This is a genomic window from Neisseria sp. P0001.S005 (genome assembly GCF_051963715.1).
In genome coordinates this window covers 52,877-69,228 of the sequence record NZ_JBQCTZ010000002.1, presented here as the reverse complement: position 1 = coordinate 69,228, position 16,352 = coordinate 52,877, and the positions used below count along the sequence as shown (strand labels likewise).

The window sequence follows — 16,352 nt, the reverse complement described above, 5'->3', positions numbered from 1 at the left end:
TACATCTACGACCAATCCACCGGCAGCTGGCTGCTGCAAAGCTTGGTGGGTGCGGCAGCCGGTGCATTTATCGGCAATGCATTGGCGAACAAATTCACACAAGCAAGCAATCAAAACAGCCCGATTGCACGTCAAGCCCGTGCCAACTATTATCAAACCGCACGTCCAAACAGACGCACCAGCCAACAGCTGAATACGCGCACCCTGCGTGCCCAACAGCAAAATGCGCAACAACAAAACGCCCAGCAGCAACAGCGTTACCGCGAAACTACGCGTCAGCCTTCCAACTACCGCCGCCCCAGCATGGGCCGAGGCTTTGGCCGTCGCCGCTGATTCGGTTTATATTCCATCTTTGATATAAATACGCACAATATAAAAGGCCGTCTGAAAATCAGATTTTCAGACGGCCTTTGGTTTTCTCTATTTTCTTATTGCAGACTTGTGGATCTGGTTGTATGCATTATGCCCAGAAGTCTCGCGGAGCGTCCAATACGGGTTTGACGATGCTGGTGCGGATGGCAAAATCGCCAAAACCTTCATCATCTAAACGGTTTCGAGACCAATCTGCCACCCAGCCTTCGACAATTTCAAGGATTTCAGGTTCAGTAATGTTTTCTTTAAACAGGCGCGGAATGCGTGTGCCTTCACGGTTGCCACCTGCGTAGAGGTTGTAGCGACCGACTGCTTTACCGACCAAACCGATTTCCGCCAGCATGGCGCGACCGCAACCGTTGGGACAACCGGTTACGCGCAAAACGATGTATTCGTCTTCCAAGCCATATTTGGCGAACATTTCATCAATTTTATCGGAGAATGTCGGCAGGAAGCGTTCGGCCTCCGCCATCGCCAGCGGGCAAGTCGGCAAGGCAACGCAGGCCATTGAGTTCTCACGCTGGATGGTAATCGATTTGCTGATAAGGCCATGTTCTTTGGCGATTTTATCAATCGTATCTTTTAATTCCGGCGGTACATTGGCGACCACCAGATTTTGATTGGCCGTCAGACGGAAGTCACCGGGATGGATTTTGGCAATTTCGCGGATGCCTGTTTTCAATGGTCTACCGGGATAATCGAGCAGGCGGCCGTTTTCAATAAACAAAGTCAAATGCCAGTTGCCTTCATGCCCTTGTACCCAGCCGATATGGTCGCCGCGATGGGTAAACTCGTAAGGGCGGATAGGTTCAAACTTAATGCCCATGCGCCTTTCGACTTCTTCTTTGAACACATTCACTCCGACGCGTTGCAGCGTATAGCGTGTACGCGCTGCTTTGCGGTCGCTGCGGTTGCCCCAGTCGCGCTGGGTGCTGACGACGGCTTCGGCGGCGTTGAGGGTGTATTCCAGCGGAACGAAACCAAATTCGTAAGAAGTGTTCGGATAAGTTTTGGTATTACCGTGTTCGCTGGATAAACCGCCGCCGACCAATACATTGAAGCCCACCAACTTGCCATTTTCTGCAATCGCCACAAAACCCAAGTCGTTGGAATGAATGTCCACATCGTTATCGGGCGGAATCACGACGGCGGTTTTGAATTTGCGCGGCAAATAGGTTTTACCCAAAATCGGCTCTACGTCGTCGGCAATTTCTTTATTGCGCGGCTCGGTCGGCTCGGTCGAGAACACTTTTTCGCCGTCCAGCCAGACATCGGCATATGCCATGGTACGCGGCAGGAGGTGCATACTGATGCGCGCCGCCCATTCATAGGCTTCTTGATGTAAAGTGCTTTGCACAGGATTGCTGGTACACAACACATTGCGGTTGACATCGCTGGCTGTGGCAATGGAATCGAGACCTAGTTTGTGCAATGCCTGATGTGCCTGTTTTAAATCGGTTTTCAGAATGCCGTGGTATTGAAAGGTTTGACGGTTGGTCAGGCGGATAGAGCCGTAAATCGTATTTTCACCGGCAAATTTGTCGATACCCAGCCACTGCTTCGGCGTAATGATGCCGCCGGGCAAACGGCAACGCAACATCATGTTTTTTAAAGGCTCAAGCTTTTGTTCGGTACGCTCGGCACGGATATCGCGGTTGTCCTGTTCGTACATACCGTGGAAGCGGATAAGCTGAAAGTTGTCGGCAGTAAAGCCGCCGGTAAAATCGTCTTTCAACTCTTCCTTAATCGTGCCATGCAGATAATCGCTGCGCTCTTTCAAGGCTTCGTTGCCGGACAAAGGCGTCTCAGGCAGCTTGGCTCGTGGGTCGGTTGTGGTAGCAGTCATTGAAGCACTCCTTATTTTTGGTATAGGCGTTACTTTAATGAGGTCGTCTGAAAATGAGAAAGAATGGTTTGTTTGTTTTAAAGACGATTTTGTTATATTGGTAAAATACCGCACTAACCCATAGCCAATTTGAATTTACTATATTTATGTTCTGACTGATGAACGTTGGCAGATCAGAAATAAACTAAACCGATGGCTTACATCATTAGCCTGCGTCAAGCCCGATTTTAATTAAATCCACTATAATCCATTATCTTCCACGGACTTAAACCGTAAAAATACAGCAAGCAAACTTTATGCCTCACTCCCTTATACGCACTTTCGCACAAACCTTTGGTTTTCCCTATACAGAAACGTTGCAGGAACTGCCCCCACTGGAAGGTAACCGTCATCTACATTTGGGTGCATTAGCCGACTTCTATCGCCATATGGACGGCATATGGCATTCCGACGATCTACTTGCCAATTATTGGCTGGAGATGGAAACTCTGTTTTTACAATGGGTGACTTATCCCAAGTTGCCCAACAGTTGGCACGATTGGGCCTTCGGCTGGGATAGGAAGACCAAGCAATATCTGCCTACACAAGGCTGGCGTGAAGAATGGGCGATATTTGGCATAATGTTTGACGATTCAATTCTTTTTGCCGATACTGCCGCTCCCGGCAGTCCTGTTTATTGGCTGATAACAGGTTACGGTACGATAGAAAACCGCCGCCTTATCGCACCTTCCATAGCAATACTAATGCAAACCTTATTGGCAATTTATGATTTTGAGTGCGAATGGCGGAAAGCAGGCGGAGAGTTTTACGATGAAGAAAGCTGTGACATACCTTCAGCATTATATTCTGCTCTGCATGATTTACTACAACGGGAACTGCCACCGGAATGCGCGGCAGGATTTGAAAAAGCGTTTTGGGGGTGATGCTGTAATTGCAATCTAGAAAACCTATTCTCTGGCCGTCTGAAATTTCGGCTTTAGGGAACAATTATTTAAAATAATATGATTGATTCGTTTGAAATATCAGTTTGAAAATGCTTGAAGGATTGATAGGCTGCTGAGATATAAAAAGGCCGTCTGAAAATTTGATTTTCAGACGGCCTTGATATTGGATGGGACAAACCGATTAGGCTTGTTTGTTCCAACGTTCGATAGATTCTTTGATGACTTGTTTCGCTTCTTCTACATCGCCCCAAGATTCAACTTTAGTGGTACCTGCTTTTTTCAGGTCTTTGTAGTGGTTGAAGTGGAACTCGATTTGTTTGATCAGTTGTTGCGGCAAATCGGCCAAAGTTTTGTAGGCGTTGCCGTTGTTGCGGTCGTCGGCTGGAACGCAGACGATTTTGTCGTCCACTTCGCCGTCGTCAACGAATTTCATCACGCCGATAACGCGTGCTTCCAGGAAAATACCGGTTGCCAAAGGCTGCTCGGTCACCAGCAACACGTCCAATTCGTCGCCGTCTTCGTCCAAAGTTTGCGGAATGAAGCCGTAGTTGGTCGGTTTGGCGAAAATTGCCGGTTCAACGCGGTCGAGTTGGAAGGCGGCCAGTTTGCGGTTCCACTCGATTTTGTGGTTACTGCCCGCAGGGATTTCGTTGACAACGTTGATGATACCGCCGTCCACATCGCCCGGGGTCAGGATTTTGTTGAAGTCTGCCATGATGGTTTCCTTTGATTTTAAAGAGAGTCAAACGGCAAAAGTATAGCAAACCCAAGGCCGTCTGAAAATGTGAAACTGTCGTATTCAGACGGCCTTTTTGGCATTCAGCCTTTTGACCAATTCTAAAATTGCGCGTTTATTGGAAGGGGAAAACACTTTTTCCGCCGCTTCTTCCGCACCAAACCAGCCGTAGGCAACATGTTCGTCAGGTTGTAGGATGATGGGCGTATCGCGCGGAATTTGGGCGGAGAAGATGTGTTCGCGGTTTTCAAAAACACCTTTGGGATAGCGATGGCGCCAGTGATGATAGATTTCATAAACGGTGCTGTCGTGCCAGTTTTCCAGCTGGCCGTCTGCAAGGCGGATACCGGTTTCTTCCCACACTTCGCGCCATGCGGTTTCTTCGATGCGCTCGCCCTCTTCCAAGCTGCCGGTAACCGACTGCCAAAAACCTTGCGGCGCCGTACGTTCAATCAGCAGGATATTGCCGTCTTTATCATGCAAAACAACCAAAGCGGAAACGGGATACTTCAAAGGCTTACCGCTCATGACTTTTCCTTGCCGGATTGATTGGGGAGGCTGATTTTTTTAGTAAGTAAGCCAAAAGGGTTTCCATGTATCACTCAAAAATGGGAAATTGATATTCAGACGGCCTTTGCCGGAAATCCGCAAAGGCCGTCTGAAATTATACCTGATTTAACTGCGCCAGTTTCCGAGACACCAGTTCTGTCGCTTCTTCCGGCGAATTGGCCTTCAACCCTGCTTCGCCAAAATACGAAATTTTAGGCAAATCACACAAAAACTTATCGACGTCTTGCGCCGTCAAAAAGCGGCCGTGCAAATCGAATCCAACATTTAAAGCACGCCCTTTGATTTCCGCCACCCTGTCATGCAAATGGCCGTATAAGTGATACCAACCCTGATAGCAGCCGTCCCATTCCTGAATCGGATAGTGAAAAAGAACCAGCGTATTCTTAATTTCCGGCAATTTGAGTTTCAAATACGACCGTATGGACGACAGCAGCGGATGGCCGTCATGCTTGGTTTGGCTGCGGAACAAATCGGCATGCTGCCGAATCACATGATCATGATTGCCGTAAATCAAGTGATGTTGCCCGTTCAACCGCGACAAAACGCGCTCTATCTGCTTATGGTCTTGGGCAAAGGAAAAATCGCCCAAGTTGTACACCGTATCTTCAGGCGTAACGGTTTCATTCCATGTCCGGATTAAAAATTCATCCATCTGCTCCACGTTATCGAACGGTCGAAATTGCGGGCAGAATTTGGCAATGTTTTTATGTGAGAAATGTAGGTCGGATGTGAAGTAGGTTTTGCTCATGCCGTGTTCTCTGCGTTGCAAGCTTGAATCGTATCACGCGCGGGCGTATGCTGAGTAATGTTTATTGTGTGCTTCAAGGAGTTTTTATGCGTTTGGTTATTGCCGCGCCGGCCAACGGCGCAATATTGAAAGACGCGCTCAAAGCGCATCTGCAAAACGACACGCGCGTCAGCAGCTTGGTCGATTTATCCTCGTCCGAAGGAAGCTATCCGCAACTCTCATTTGCCGCGGCCGAAGAAGTCGCGGCAGGGCGTGCCGACCGCGCGCTGCTAGTTTGCGGCACGGGCGTGGGTACGGCGATTGCCGCCAATAAGGTGCGCGGCATACGGGCGGCAACGGCGCATGATTTACTCACGCTCCGCGGCTCGGTGGAAAACTATGATGCGCAGGTTTTATGTATGGGGCAAAACGTGATTGCCGCTCCGGCCGCTTGGGCATTGGTCGATATCTGGTTGGACTTGCGCCACAACACAAGCAGCGGCTATGCGCCTAAAGTTGGCGAAATTGAAGCATACGAGCGCGGAAAATAAATACGTGTTGCTCCATATATTTTCAGACGGCCTTGTTACGTTTCGCTTTAGCAAAACCGGTAAGGCCGTCTGAAAATATTTAAATGCTTATTTTCCTTTTTTATTGCAAGGATGTCCTGCGCTGTTGTCGCAGACGCGTAAATTGCGCAAATGCATGACGGCATTGGTCAACTCGGCCTTCGTCGGCTCGTAACGGAAAGCATATTGCTTCACGTACAAAGCTTCGTTACCCTGTACGGCTTTTATCCAAGTAAATTCAGGTTTGCTGGTTTGCGGATTGTTGGCGCAAAACAACATCACCAAAGCGAATGGATAGCCGTTTTCTTCACCTGCCGTTATTGGGTTGACACTACTTTGCGGACAGGCATTCTGCCATGAGGCTGAAAGATTGCCGAAAAACTGCTCAACACCCGGTTTCATACCTGCCATGGATTGCAGCGTGACCATTTGCGTCCAGTCTTCCACAGTCTGTTTCTGCGGCACAAGTTCTATCAATGTCACACCATTTTGCGCGGTTTGATAGCCGACTTTGAAGCCTTTAGGCGGAGCGCCGAAAGACCCAAATTCCTCAGCCTGCGCAGTTTGAACAGCTAACGGAAGCATAGCGATGGCGAGCATCAGTTTCCTAACGATACTTGTTTTTTTCATTGTTTTTCCTTATTCACTAAAAGTATGGCAGATGAAACACTCCATCCGCCAGCGCTATACTAACACAAGCATATAGCATTTTTCAGACGGCCTTACAACTGTCTCAAAAACGCCTGAATGAACGCAATCTTATCCAATTCCGGCATGGCGTTGAATGCTTCCTGATGCTCGTGGATGTAGTCGATCAAAGGATAAAATTCTTCATCAACATGGCGTTTGTCCAGTTTGCGGCCGATATTGCCCTCGTTGCTTCGTCCTAAAAACTTGGAAATCAGGTAATACGGCGATTTGAGTTTGAACAGCATTTCGCCGTTTTGTGCATCAAATACCATAAAGCCTTCGTGTTCCACATTTTTCAGACGGCCTTTCAGCTCGCCGAACGTGATATTTTTCAACGTTTCAGGACGGCGCACTCCGTATTGTTTGCCGATTTCGTCCAATTCCGCTTCAGTAAACTGACGGCCGGTCGCCACATCAATGCAGCCGATTAAGGTTTCTCCCAATTCTTCACGGATGATGTGTACGTCTTTCGCATCTGTGATTTCAAACAAAAAAGTATGGTTTGGATACGCGCGGAACAGGGTTTCGTATTGTGCGCAATGTGCGGCGGTCATGTCGGTAAACGCGCTATCAAGAGAACCGGTAGTCGAATACAGCACTTTGCCGTCAAACGCTGCGCCGTGAGACGGATGGTCGTCTGAAAGCGAGACGAAAGTGCAGCAACCGAGGAAGCCGTTCACTTTTACAACCGCGTCCACCAGCTTCTCGTCACTGATTCGTATCGGATAGCGGCTGCCTTTGGCAATACGTTCCGAATAATTGAACACTTTTTTAAACGGGCGCACGATGATTCGATTATGCGCATCGATAATCAAACCGCGCATTTCCAGCAACGCATCATCAAAGCGGTTGTTATAGAACACGCTGCGGGCGTATTTCAACACGCGCAATTTGGGATAACGCTTGGATGCTTTGGCAGTAAAGTTACGGCTGCCGTGTTGCAGATAGTGATCGGTCACAAAGGTTTGCTGCGCCTCATCAAACACCAGCGGCTTATGCTCGATAGCCTGCATCTGTTCGATTTTTTCTAACTGTTCCGCATTTGCCGGTTGCACGGCCTCGATATGGATTTCGTTTGCCACTCGGTTTTGGTTCAGCTTGATATACGCCGCCAATACGTCATGCTCTTTCACGCCATGCAGGTTGGGATAGAAATTGTGCAGTCGATAGACCTCTGTTTCAAAACCGCTTTTCTCCGCCTGATTCAATAAATGACGGCAACGCGAAGCTTTTTGGTTGGTATTGGAATTAATGATCAGAATATTTCGATTCGGATTTTGGCGTCCACGTCTCAAAGTTTCAGTCATCAAAGCATTACCGCGTTTTTGCGCCTTATCCACCGCTTCGCCCGACCAACGATATTCACCATATTCATCGGTAATAAACAAATCATTTTCAATACGGACCACTTCCGCATCCAGATACTGCGCTTTAAATTCGGCGGCTTTTTGTTCGGCAAACGTCGATTTTCCCGAACCTTGATGACCGCGGATTAAGATAAATTTTTGCATTTTGTTTCCTTATTCTTTTTCTCAGCTTACCCTGAATAAATAGGCCGTCTGAAAAATATTTCTACCCTTTTTTCAGACGGCCTTAGCTTCAGTTCACAGCTGCTAACGGCGTTTTCTCAATCTCTTCTACCCAGAAATCTGTACCCATACCTCGTTCGGCAAAGGAACCGATCAGGGAGAATACTTGGTCGGAGAAGCCGCCGATGTTCAAAATATCCTGACGGTTTCGTACTTGAGCCTTGGTGTAGGGCTGGATATCCAGACAAACGAGTTTGGCTTCTGGACAACGTCTTTTCAGAATGTCCCACTCTTTCATCAAGCTGGTTGTTGCGCCCCATCCTTGGTTGTCATCTGCCCAACTTTCATTGTCTGACACGATGACCACCAAATCCACATCGGCTTTTTCACGGTTTAACATGGCGATTGGTGCGCTGCATGCCGTTCCGCCGCCGCCGATATTGGCGAGTTTTTCGGCGTTGGTCATGATGCTGTCGCGTGGGTTGAGCTTGACGTTTACCGTGATTTGTTCAAACGGTATCACGCGGGCTTGTGGATTGGTACGCAACATGGCAGCGGATACGAGCGCGGCAATGTCGATGCAGCGGGTTTTACTGGTCGCGCTGCCGCGATAGCCTGTAACCGAGCTGTGCATAGAGCCGGAAACGTCCGGACAAACCACGACTTTGCCTTGGATTGCCGGTACGTTTTGTACGGCGGTTTCCATCGCATCTTGCAGGGCTTCACGGATTTCAGACGGCATTTGATTAGATGTTGCCTGATACGCAGTCAGCAATTGGTAAGGCAGGACGCGGGCGTGGGCAATGGCGGTTTCGTCACGCAGTTTTTCTGCCACCATTTTGATGTTTTTGCTTTTAGCAAACACTTCGTGGCGCAGGAAAGTGTTCAGGTTTTGACGAACCTGCTGCCATGAGCCGTTGCGGGCGATTTGTGCCCAGTCGCCGCTGTTCAAGTCTAAAGCAGTGAGCATTTGGAAGGGAACGTTGGGCAATTCGCCTTGGCGGCTTTGTTTGTAGTCTTCAAAAGCGCGGGTAATGGGCGGCAATGCTTCGCGGTCGTACGGTTTGCCAATCAGCCATGCAAACCATGCGGCACGCCATGCTTCACGCGGTTTGGGGTGCACCATTTTGACCACGTCCGCCAGCGACGGCGAATTACCGACGGCGGCGTTCAACAGTTGTTTCTCGGTAGCGGTCAAAAGCCAAGTCTGCATCAGTTTTTTCGGACGGTTGCCGAAGGATTTTCTGCCGACTGCACCGCTGCGGATAATTTGTGCGAAGTTACGCAACATTTTACCGTTGTCCACTACTTGGTCGAATACGCGGGCGAGCATGTTCACGTCTTTTTGCGCCAATACGGCAAGCAACAGCGCAGGCATATCTTTCATAAAACCTTTTTGACGGGCATATACGGCCGTTTTGGCGATAAACTCGGCATCCAGGCTTTCTGCCAATTTCAACACTTGGTCAAGCTGGCTTTGGGCATCGGCATAGAAGGTATTGTTCAGACAACCGGTAGCCGCAAGCTGGGCAAGCTGTTGTTTGGGCGTTAGCGTGTAGGCGATGCCGCCGGCTTCATTATGGGTATCGGTTTTAGTAAAACGGTTTTTAATAGATTGAAACAAGGTAGTATTAGCCATTTTCATTTTCTTTCATATTGTTGGTTTGAGGCCGTCTGAACTTGTTGTAGCTTTGTTTTTCAGACGGCCTTGAATGGGTGGCAGTGTGGCGGCTAAAGATGAAGAGAAGCGTTTTTAACTGAAAGCTAATGTATTCTCTTCCGGGCATCCGCCTACTGCCGTAGGGCGACTAGTTTAATTAGGATCATTCAGGTTTGTAGCAAGAAAGGAATGTAATCCTAATGGCATTCGCCCATAAGGGGTGGCACATTGGGCAACAAAGAGTGGAGAAATTTTTACGCGCTCTATCCTCTGAGCTACTCTGCCATAGTTGGCGGCAGAGACGGGACTCGAACCCGCGACCTCGCGCTTAGCAGGCTGTAATTCCTCCGGCATTTGCCGTCTGTACCGAAAACAGTTTTTATATCAGCCTGCCTGAATATTTCAGACGGCCTTGCATGGGTGGCAGCGTAGCGGCTAAACATGAAGAGAAACGGTTTTAACGTGAAGGGTTCATGTATTCTCTTCAGGCATCCGCCTGCTGCCGTAAAAATAATATGGCACGCAACAAGTTTTTAAGGGAAACATGCCTTGGCTCTACCAACTGAGCTACTCTGCTATTTTGGATAACAGAGACAGGACTCGAACCTGCGACATAAGGATATCCATGTTGTAGTTTCCCCAGGCATTTGCCTACCATATTGGAAAAGGGTGGGCGACTAAATAAACAAGACGTTCAACGTCTATCAGACGAGACAGGATTCGAACCTGTTAATCCAAATGTAGTCTTGTTGGCATTCGCCCTGTAACCACACAGCAACTAAATTTACGGAAAATTTTTCTCCGGTAACTGTATTTCCCGAAGCATCTGCTGTATCGTTACATTCACAACAAAGCCAACAGCGTGCCAAGAATAAAATTTTTATAAAAATAATTTTTAATTAATTGAATATAAAGAAAATATATTTTAAAGTAGCTTTTATCGGCAAGAAGCGTAGAATATTAAAAAATATATTTATAGATAATTATATAGAAAATAAAATATACAAGGATATATGATGAGATTCGATGATTTGGACAAACGCTTGCGGTTAAGTAAACGGCAAATTTATATTGGAAAAAATAATTTAAAGGCCGTCTGAAACATGAATACCTCCCCTAAAAAACAAGTCGCCATCAGCTTTCTCGGTACGGTATTAGATAGCGGTTTCGGTCAAGGGCGTTGGCAGAAGTGGCGGCCAAACGTCGCCATGAATCAGCGTCAAGATTTTCATCTCGACCGTATGGAGCTGTTTTATGCGGAGAAATACCGCGAACTGGCGGATCATGTAAAAGCCGATATTCAGCAGGTGTCACCCCACACAGTCGTTAATCTCGTGCCTATGGAGCTGGCAAACCCGTGGGACTTCTCCGAGGTTTATACCAAGCTGCACGATTGGGCAGCAAGCTATCCATTTGATACAGAAGAAGAAACCTACCTCACCCACATCACCACAGGTACGCACGTTGCCCAAATCTGTCTGTTTTTATTGGTGGAATCGCGTCAAATCCCCGGCGTACTGTTACAAACCGCTCCGCCCAAAAACCAAAGACGCAGTATGGAGGACGGCAATGTCGGCAGTTATGAAATCATTGATTTGGACTTGGCTCGTTACGACGTACTGGCCGAACGCCTTGCCGCCGTACGCGACGACGCAGTGCGCTACCTGAAAAGCGGTATTTCCACCCAAAACGCCGCCTTCAACCGCATGATTGCCGAAATCGAACAAGTCGCGCTCAACTCCCCTTCCCCCATTCTGCTTTCCGGCCCGACAGGCGCAGGCAAATCCATGCTGGCACGCAGGATTTTTGAATTGAAAAAAGCGCGCCATCTGATTAAAGGCACATTTGTCGATGTAAATTGCGCCACCCTTCGCGGCGACGGCGCAGCATCTGCCCTGTTCGGCCACAAAAAAGGCGCCTTTACAGGCGCCGCAGAAAAACGTGAAGGCTATTTGAAAACTGCCGATGGCGGCGTATTGTTTTTAGATGAAATCGGAGAATTGGGCTTAGACGAGCAAGCCATGTTGCTCAAAGCCATTGAAGAAAAACACTTTTATCCCGTCGGCAGCGACAGCGAAGTCAAAAGCGACTTCCAACTCATCGCCGGCACCAACCGCGACTTACGCCACGAAATCCGCGCCGGACGCTTCCGCGAAGACCTGTTCGCCCGCATCAACATCTGGAATTACCCACTGCCCGCACTCGCCAACCGCCGCGAAGACATTGAGCCCAACGTCGAACACCAGCTCGCCCTAGCCTCGCAAGAACTCGGCCGCACTACCCGCTTCAACAAAGAAGCCCTAGCCACCTACCTCGACTTCGCCCACTCCAACCAAGCACCGTGGCGCGGCAACTTCCGCGACCTCGCCGCCAGCATCATGCGCCTGGCCACACTCGCGCCTCAAGGCAGGATACAGGTAGAACAAGTCCAAGCCGAAATCGAACGCCTCAAATGGTTATGGTCGGAAGAACCCTTTTCAGACGGCCTCTTACATAACAGGCCGTCTGAAAAAGCACAAGACTACCCCGATAAAGTCGATTGGGACACATTGGATTTGTTCGACAAACTACAACTGCAACACGTTATCAATGAATGCCGCAAACACCCCAACATGGCCGCTGCCGGCCGTGCATTGTTCAACGTCTCCCGAACAGAAAGGGCAAAAGTCAATGACAGCGACCGATTAAGGAAATATTTACAGCGATTCAGATTAGAATGGAGAGATATTTAAGTAGAGTGAGCAAGGAGGTTTTGCAAAATCTTCCTTATGCTGATCCTAGTAAATATATAATTCTAATATCACTTTTAGTATTTATAAAAATAAAAGGCATCAATCTGATGCCTTTTATTTTCGTTAACATGAAAAATTAACGTTCATACCAACGTTTGATCGATTCACGAATCACTTCTTTGGCTCACTTCAAAAATGCCGTATGATAGGCAATATGCTCACCAATAAAACTGGCGATGAAGTAATAGCTATGATCGTAGCCTTTGTGGAAGCGCACATCGGCCGGTTGGTTTGCCGCACGACAGGTTTCGATAAAATCTTCGGTGCGTAATTGTGTTGGCAAAAACTCATCTTCTAAGCCCTGATCAATACGCATACCTTGTACTTTATAGCCTTGTTGAATGAGCGAGTTGGCATCATATTGTTGCCATTTTTCGCGATCTTTTCCTAAATAGGCAGTAAAGGCTTTTTCTCCCCAAGGCACAAGGCTTGGCGACAAAATGGGCGAAAAGGCAGAAACACTTTGATAACGTTCTTGGTTTCGCAGCGCCAATACCAATGCGCCATGTCCGCCCATTGAATGTCCCATAATCGAACGTTTGCCGTTGGTAGGAAAATTTTCCTCAATCAGACTAGGCAACTCATTCAAAATATAATCATACATTTGATAATTCGTCGCCCAAGGCTGCTCGGTGGCATTAAGATAGAAGCCCGCACCCTGCCCTAAATCGTAAGCAGCATCGTTCGGCACTTGCTCTCCGCGAGGGCTGGTATCAGGTGCAACCACAATCACTTGATGTTCTGCCGCATAACGCTGAAAGCCTGATTTGGTAATGAAATTTTGTTCCGTACACGTTAAGCCGGAAAGCCAATAAATCACACCAAGCGGTCGATTCTCCTGATTATCCGGCAAATAGACGGCAAATTTCATTTCGCATTGAAGCGTTTGGGCGTAGTGTGCCCAAACTTGTTGCGAACCACCAAAAATTTGATGTTGTTCAATCAGTTTCATCGCGTACCTTAGTAATGAATAACAGCGCGGATCGATTTACCTTCATGCATTAACTCAAAGGCTTCATTGATTTGATCGAGTGTCATTGTGTGGGTCACAAATGGTTCTAACTCGATGTCGCCTTTCATTGAATCTTCCACCATTTTCGGAAGTTCAGAGCGGCCTTTCACGCCACCAAATGCCGTGCCTTTCCAAACACGACCTGTAACCAACTGGAACGGACGAGTTGAAATTTCTTGGCCTGCACCCGCTACGCCGATGATAATAGATTGTCCCCAGCCACGGTGCGCACTTTCTAATGCCTGGCGCATTACGTTTACATTGCCAATACATTCAAAGGTATGGTCAATGCCCCATTTGTTAATATCTAACAGCACATCTTTGATCGGTTTATCGTAATCGTTCGGGTTCAAACAGTCAGTTGCACCAAACTGTTTTGCCAGCTCAAATTTTGAAGGATTGGTATCAATAGCGATAATGCGACCAGCTTTGGCTTGACGCGCACCTTGCACCACCGCCAAACCAATCGCTCCCAAGCCAAACACTGCCACAGAGTCGCCTTCTTGCACTTTTGCTGTGTTATGCACCGCACCAATACCTGTGGTAACGCCGCAGCCGAGCAGACATACTTGTTCGTGGTTCGCTTCTGGGTTGATTTTCGCCAGTGAAACTTCGGCAACAACTGAGTATTCACTAAAGGTCGAACAGCCCATATAGTGATAGATCGGTTGACCTTGATAAGAAAAACGTGTCGTGCCGTCCGGCATTAAGCCTTTACCTTGTGTATCACGCACTGAGACGCATAAGTTGGTTTTACCTGAACGACAAAACTCACATTCGCCACATTCTGCGGTGTAAAGCGGAATGACGTGATCACCTGGTTTTACGCTTGACACGCCTTCGCCCACAGCAACAACCACACCCGCACCTTCATGCCCAAGTACCACAGGAAACACGCCTTCAGGATCGCTTCCTGATAACGTAAACGCATCAGTATGGCACACACCAGTGTGAGTGTTACGAATTAACACCTCGCCTTTACGCGGCATTTCTACGTCGATTTCCACAATTTGTAAGGGTTGATTTGGAGCGAATGCCACCGCCGCACGAGATTTGATGGTTGAATTGGTTTGTTTAATTTCCATTATTTTTGCCTTTTAATTTATTAATAAAGTTATCTAGCCTAAGTAAGATAACCACAGTTTATACTTTGGAACCCACCCTGAAGCAAGCATTTTTGCAATTTTGGCTCCAGTAGTAGCATGATCAACTGGAAGACCTCCATGCAATTGGTTATTAAAGGGTTCCGAATATTTCCCTAAATCGTGAAGCTGTTCCATTTGGCAGGCAATTTCCTGCACCCCAAACATCCGAGCAAACTCCGCCGCCATTTCCCCAATATTGACCAAATGGCTTTGTAAGGTTTGCCAATGCTCGTAAGGCAAGAGATTACCGAGTTTATCTTGCGCGGGATGGGCGTAGTAAATTAGGGGTTTCATATTGAAATTCTAAAAAATTCAAATTGATATAGATTCAATGATAATATGATATTAAATTTAATATGTAAATATAAAAAATGCCGTCTGAAACTTTTTCAGACGGCATTGTTATTGATTACCCTTTATAACTTGCTTCTAATATCCTTCACAGCTTTCACTAAAGCTTCGGAAAGCGAAGGATCAAAAGAAGAGCGGTCTGCTTGGACGATATCCGAACATACAGCCCCTCTTCCTTACTCAGACATGAGATACGGTGGCAGAGTTTCAACACACAGCTACCCGAAGACGGCTGGTCATCTGACATGTTTTCTCTCCGAAAGGAAATATATGTTTCAACACACAGCCGCCCGAAGGCGGCTGGACGACAATGTCTTTCCTGAGTATCATCAACGCAGGGTTTCAACACACAGCCGCCTGAAGGCGGCTGGGCTGCCAACAGCAGGACTTCCGCCTATCATCGGCAGTTTCAACACACAGCCGCCTGAAGGCGGCTGGAAATCTCATGTATGACGGCTACGTCGAAGCAGGGTTTCAACACACAGCCGCCTGAAGGCGGCTGGTAATGGAATACCGTTGAATTTATCGAAATTTTCAGTTTCAACACACAGCCGCCTGAAGGCGGCTGGAACCTCACCGCCGGCGTAGTCGTTATCCATAACCTGTTTCAACACACAGCCGCCTGAAGGCGGCTGGGTCAAGTAAAAGTTTTACTAGCAACTTATTAAAGCGTTTCAACACACAGCCGCCTGAAGGCGGCTGGGCCTTTGCTGATAATGATGTGTTTTCGGTTGTAAGTTTCAACACACAGCCGCCTGAAGGCGGCTGGGCCTTTTGGGGCTTGCAGGTATTCCCGAAGCCTTGTTTCAACACACAGCCGCCCGAAGGCGGCTGCTCTTGGGAGTAAATCATGATTGACGAAAATGTAGTTTCAACACACAGCCGCCCGAAGGCGGCTGTACCGATGGCTACCGCGCCAATACCAGATGTATTCAGTTTCAACACACAGCCGCCCGAAGGCGGCTGTTCACGCAGGGCAGGTGTAGCCTCTACCATCGGCGTGTTTCAACACACAGCCGCCCGAAGGCGGCTGGCGGATAGAGGAGCGGTTATATATCCCCCCTATTGGTTTCAACACACAGCCGCCCGAAGGCGGCTGCCCGGAAAGGGGCTTATCATGGCAACACAATCTGTTTCAACACACAGCCGCCCGAAGGCGGCTGCTCGTTTGTCAGCGTCAAACGTCAGGAGGTCGAGTTTCAACACACAGCCGCCCGAAGGCGGCTGCACATTTGAGGCAAATCCTGTTCTTTTGAGTGGTTTCAACACACAGCCGCCCGAAGGCGGCTGTTCTTCGGGCAGATTTTCGCATTGCTCAATATTGTTTCAACACACAGCCGCCCGAAGGCGGCTGTATAATTCGTTTCAACAGTTAAGCAACGGCAAGCGTTTCAACACACAGCCGCCCG

At 48.1% G+C, this 16,352-nt stretch carries 12 protein-coding genes, 2 pseudogenes and 1 CRISPR repeat array; of the genes and pseudogenes, 4 read left to right on the top strand and 10 right to left on the bottom strand.

Annotated features, from left to right (window positions below; all coding sequences use genetic code 11):
• Window positions 1–333: pseudogene (locus ACTHSP_RS00980) on the top strand (hypothetical protein); the annotation flags it as partial.
• A gap of 127 nt (window positions 334–460) precedes the next feature.
• Here the strand turns inward: ACTHSP_RS00980 and cysI are convergent.
• A complete protein-coding gene (gene cysI / locus ACTHSP_RS00975; protein ID WP_440345469.1) occupies window positions 461–2,218 on the bottom strand; it encodes an assimilatory sulfite reductase (NADPH) hemoprotein subunit in 1,758 nt (585 codons plus the stop codon).
• A 296-nt stretch (window positions 2,219–2,514) separates the two neighbouring features.
• Here cysI and ACTHSP_RS00970 point away from each other — a divergent pair, with 296 nt between their 5' ends.
• Window positions 2,515–3,141 carry a hypothetical protein gene (locus ACTHSP_RS00970; RefSeq protein ID WP_440345468.1) on the top strand — a complete coding sequence of 209 codons (627 nt, stop codon included), beginning with the start codon at window positions 2,515–2,517 and terminating at the stop codon, window positions 3,139–3,141.
• A gap of 202 nt (window positions 3,142–3,343) precedes the next feature.
• On the opposite strand, the gene ACTHSP_RS00965 is transcribed toward ACTHSP_RS00970, so the two are convergent.
• From ACTHSP_RS00965 to ACTHSP_RS00955, 3 genes are all read right to left on the bottom strand, one after another.
• Window positions 3,344–3,877, bottom strand: coding sequence for an inorganic diphosphatase (locus ACTHSP_RS00965; RefSeq protein ID WP_003678634.1), 534 nt, complete (start codon window positions 3,875–3,877; stop codon window positions 3,344–3,346).
• An 84-nt stretch (window positions 3,878–3,961) separates the two neighbouring features.
• Window positions 3,962–4,426, bottom strand: coding sequence for a dihydroneopterin triphosphate diphosphatase (gene nudB / locus ACTHSP_RS00960; protein WP_440345467.1), 465 nt, complete (start codon window positions 4,424–4,426; stop codon window positions 3,962–3,964).
• A gap of 136 nt (window positions 4,427–4,562) precedes the next feature.
• Entirely contained in the window at window positions 4,563–5,216 is a 654-nt protein-coding gene (locus tag ACTHSP_RS00955) for a phosphoesterase (RefSeq protein WP_440345470.1), read from the bottom strand.
• A gap of 86 nt (window positions 5,217–5,302) precedes the next feature.
• On the opposite strand from ACTHSP_RS00955, the gene ACTHSP_RS00950 reads away from it, so the two are divergent.
• Window positions 5,303–5,746 carry an RpiB/LacA/LacB family sugar-phosphate isomerase gene (locus ACTHSP_RS00950; RefSeq protein ID WP_440345466.1) on the top strand — a complete coding sequence of 148 codons (444 nt, stop codon included), beginning with the start codon at window positions 5,303–5,305 and terminating at the stop codon, window positions 5,744–5,746.
• 87 nt (window positions 5,747–5,833) lie between these two features.
• On the opposite strand, the gene ACTHSP_RS00945 is transcribed toward ACTHSP_RS00950, so the two are convergent.
• The 3 genes from ACTHSP_RS00945 to ACTHSP_RS00935 form a co-directional block, all read right to left on the bottom strand.
• Window positions 5,834–6,394: a hypothetical protein gene (locus ACTHSP_RS00945; RefSeq protein ID WP_003746257.1), complete on the bottom strand. Its 561-nt coding sequence runs from the start codon at window positions 6,392–6,394 to the stop codon at window positions 5,834–5,836.
• 92 nt (window positions 6,395–6,486) lie between these two features.
• Window positions 6,487–7,965, bottom strand: a complete 1,479-nt coding sequence (locus ACTHSP_RS00940) for an RNA ligase (RefSeq protein ID WP_440345465.1) — start codon at window positions 7,963–7,965, stop codon at window positions 6,487–6,489.
• 88 nt (window positions 7,966–8,053) lie between these two features.
• On the bottom strand, window positions 8,054–9,628 hold the full coding sequence (locus ACTHSP_RS00935) for a vWA domain-containing protein (RefSeq protein WP_440345464.1): 1,575 nt from the start codon (window positions 9,626–9,628) through the stop codon (window positions 8,054–8,056).
• A 1,118-nt stretch (window positions 9,629–10,746) separates the two neighbouring features.
• Here ACTHSP_RS00935 and rtcR point away from each other — a divergent pair.
• A complete protein-coding gene (gene rtcR, locus ACTHSP_RS00930; protein ID WP_440345463.1) occupies window positions 10,747–12,375 on the top strand; it encodes an RNA repair transcriptional activator RtcR in 1,629 nt (542 codons plus the stop codon).
• Between the two features lie 184 nt (window positions 12,376–12,559).
• On the opposite strand, the gene fghA is transcribed toward rtcR, so the two are convergent.
• The 3 genes and pseudogenes from fghA to ACTHSP_RS00915 all read right to left on the bottom strand — a co-directional run.
• Window positions 12,560–13,387, bottom strand: a complete 828-nt coding sequence (gene fghA, locus ACTHSP_RS00925) for an S-formylglutathione hydrolase (RefSeq protein WP_314512169.1) — start codon at window positions 13,385–13,387, stop codon at window positions 12,560–12,562.
• 8 nt (window positions 13,388–13,395) lie between these two features.
• On the bottom strand, window positions 13,396–14,532 hold the full coding sequence (locus ACTHSP_RS00920; protein WP_070748505.1) for an S-(hydroxymethyl)glutathione dehydrogenase/class III alcohol dehydrogenase: 1,137 nt from the start codon (window positions 14,530–14,532) through the stop codon (window positions 13,396–13,398).
• Window positions 14,533–14,625: 93 nt separating this feature from the next.
• Window positions 14,626–14,886, bottom strand: a pseudogene (locus ACTHSP_RS00915) (CRISPR-associated helicase/endonuclease Cas3); the annotation flags it as partial.
• Window positions 14,887–15,147: 261 nt separating this feature from the next.
• Window positions 15,148–16,297: direct repeats of the CRISPR family, unit length 31 nt; unit sequence GTTTCAACACACAGCCGCCCGAAGGCGGCTG.
• Window positions 16,298–16,352 lie beyond the last annotated feature (55 nt).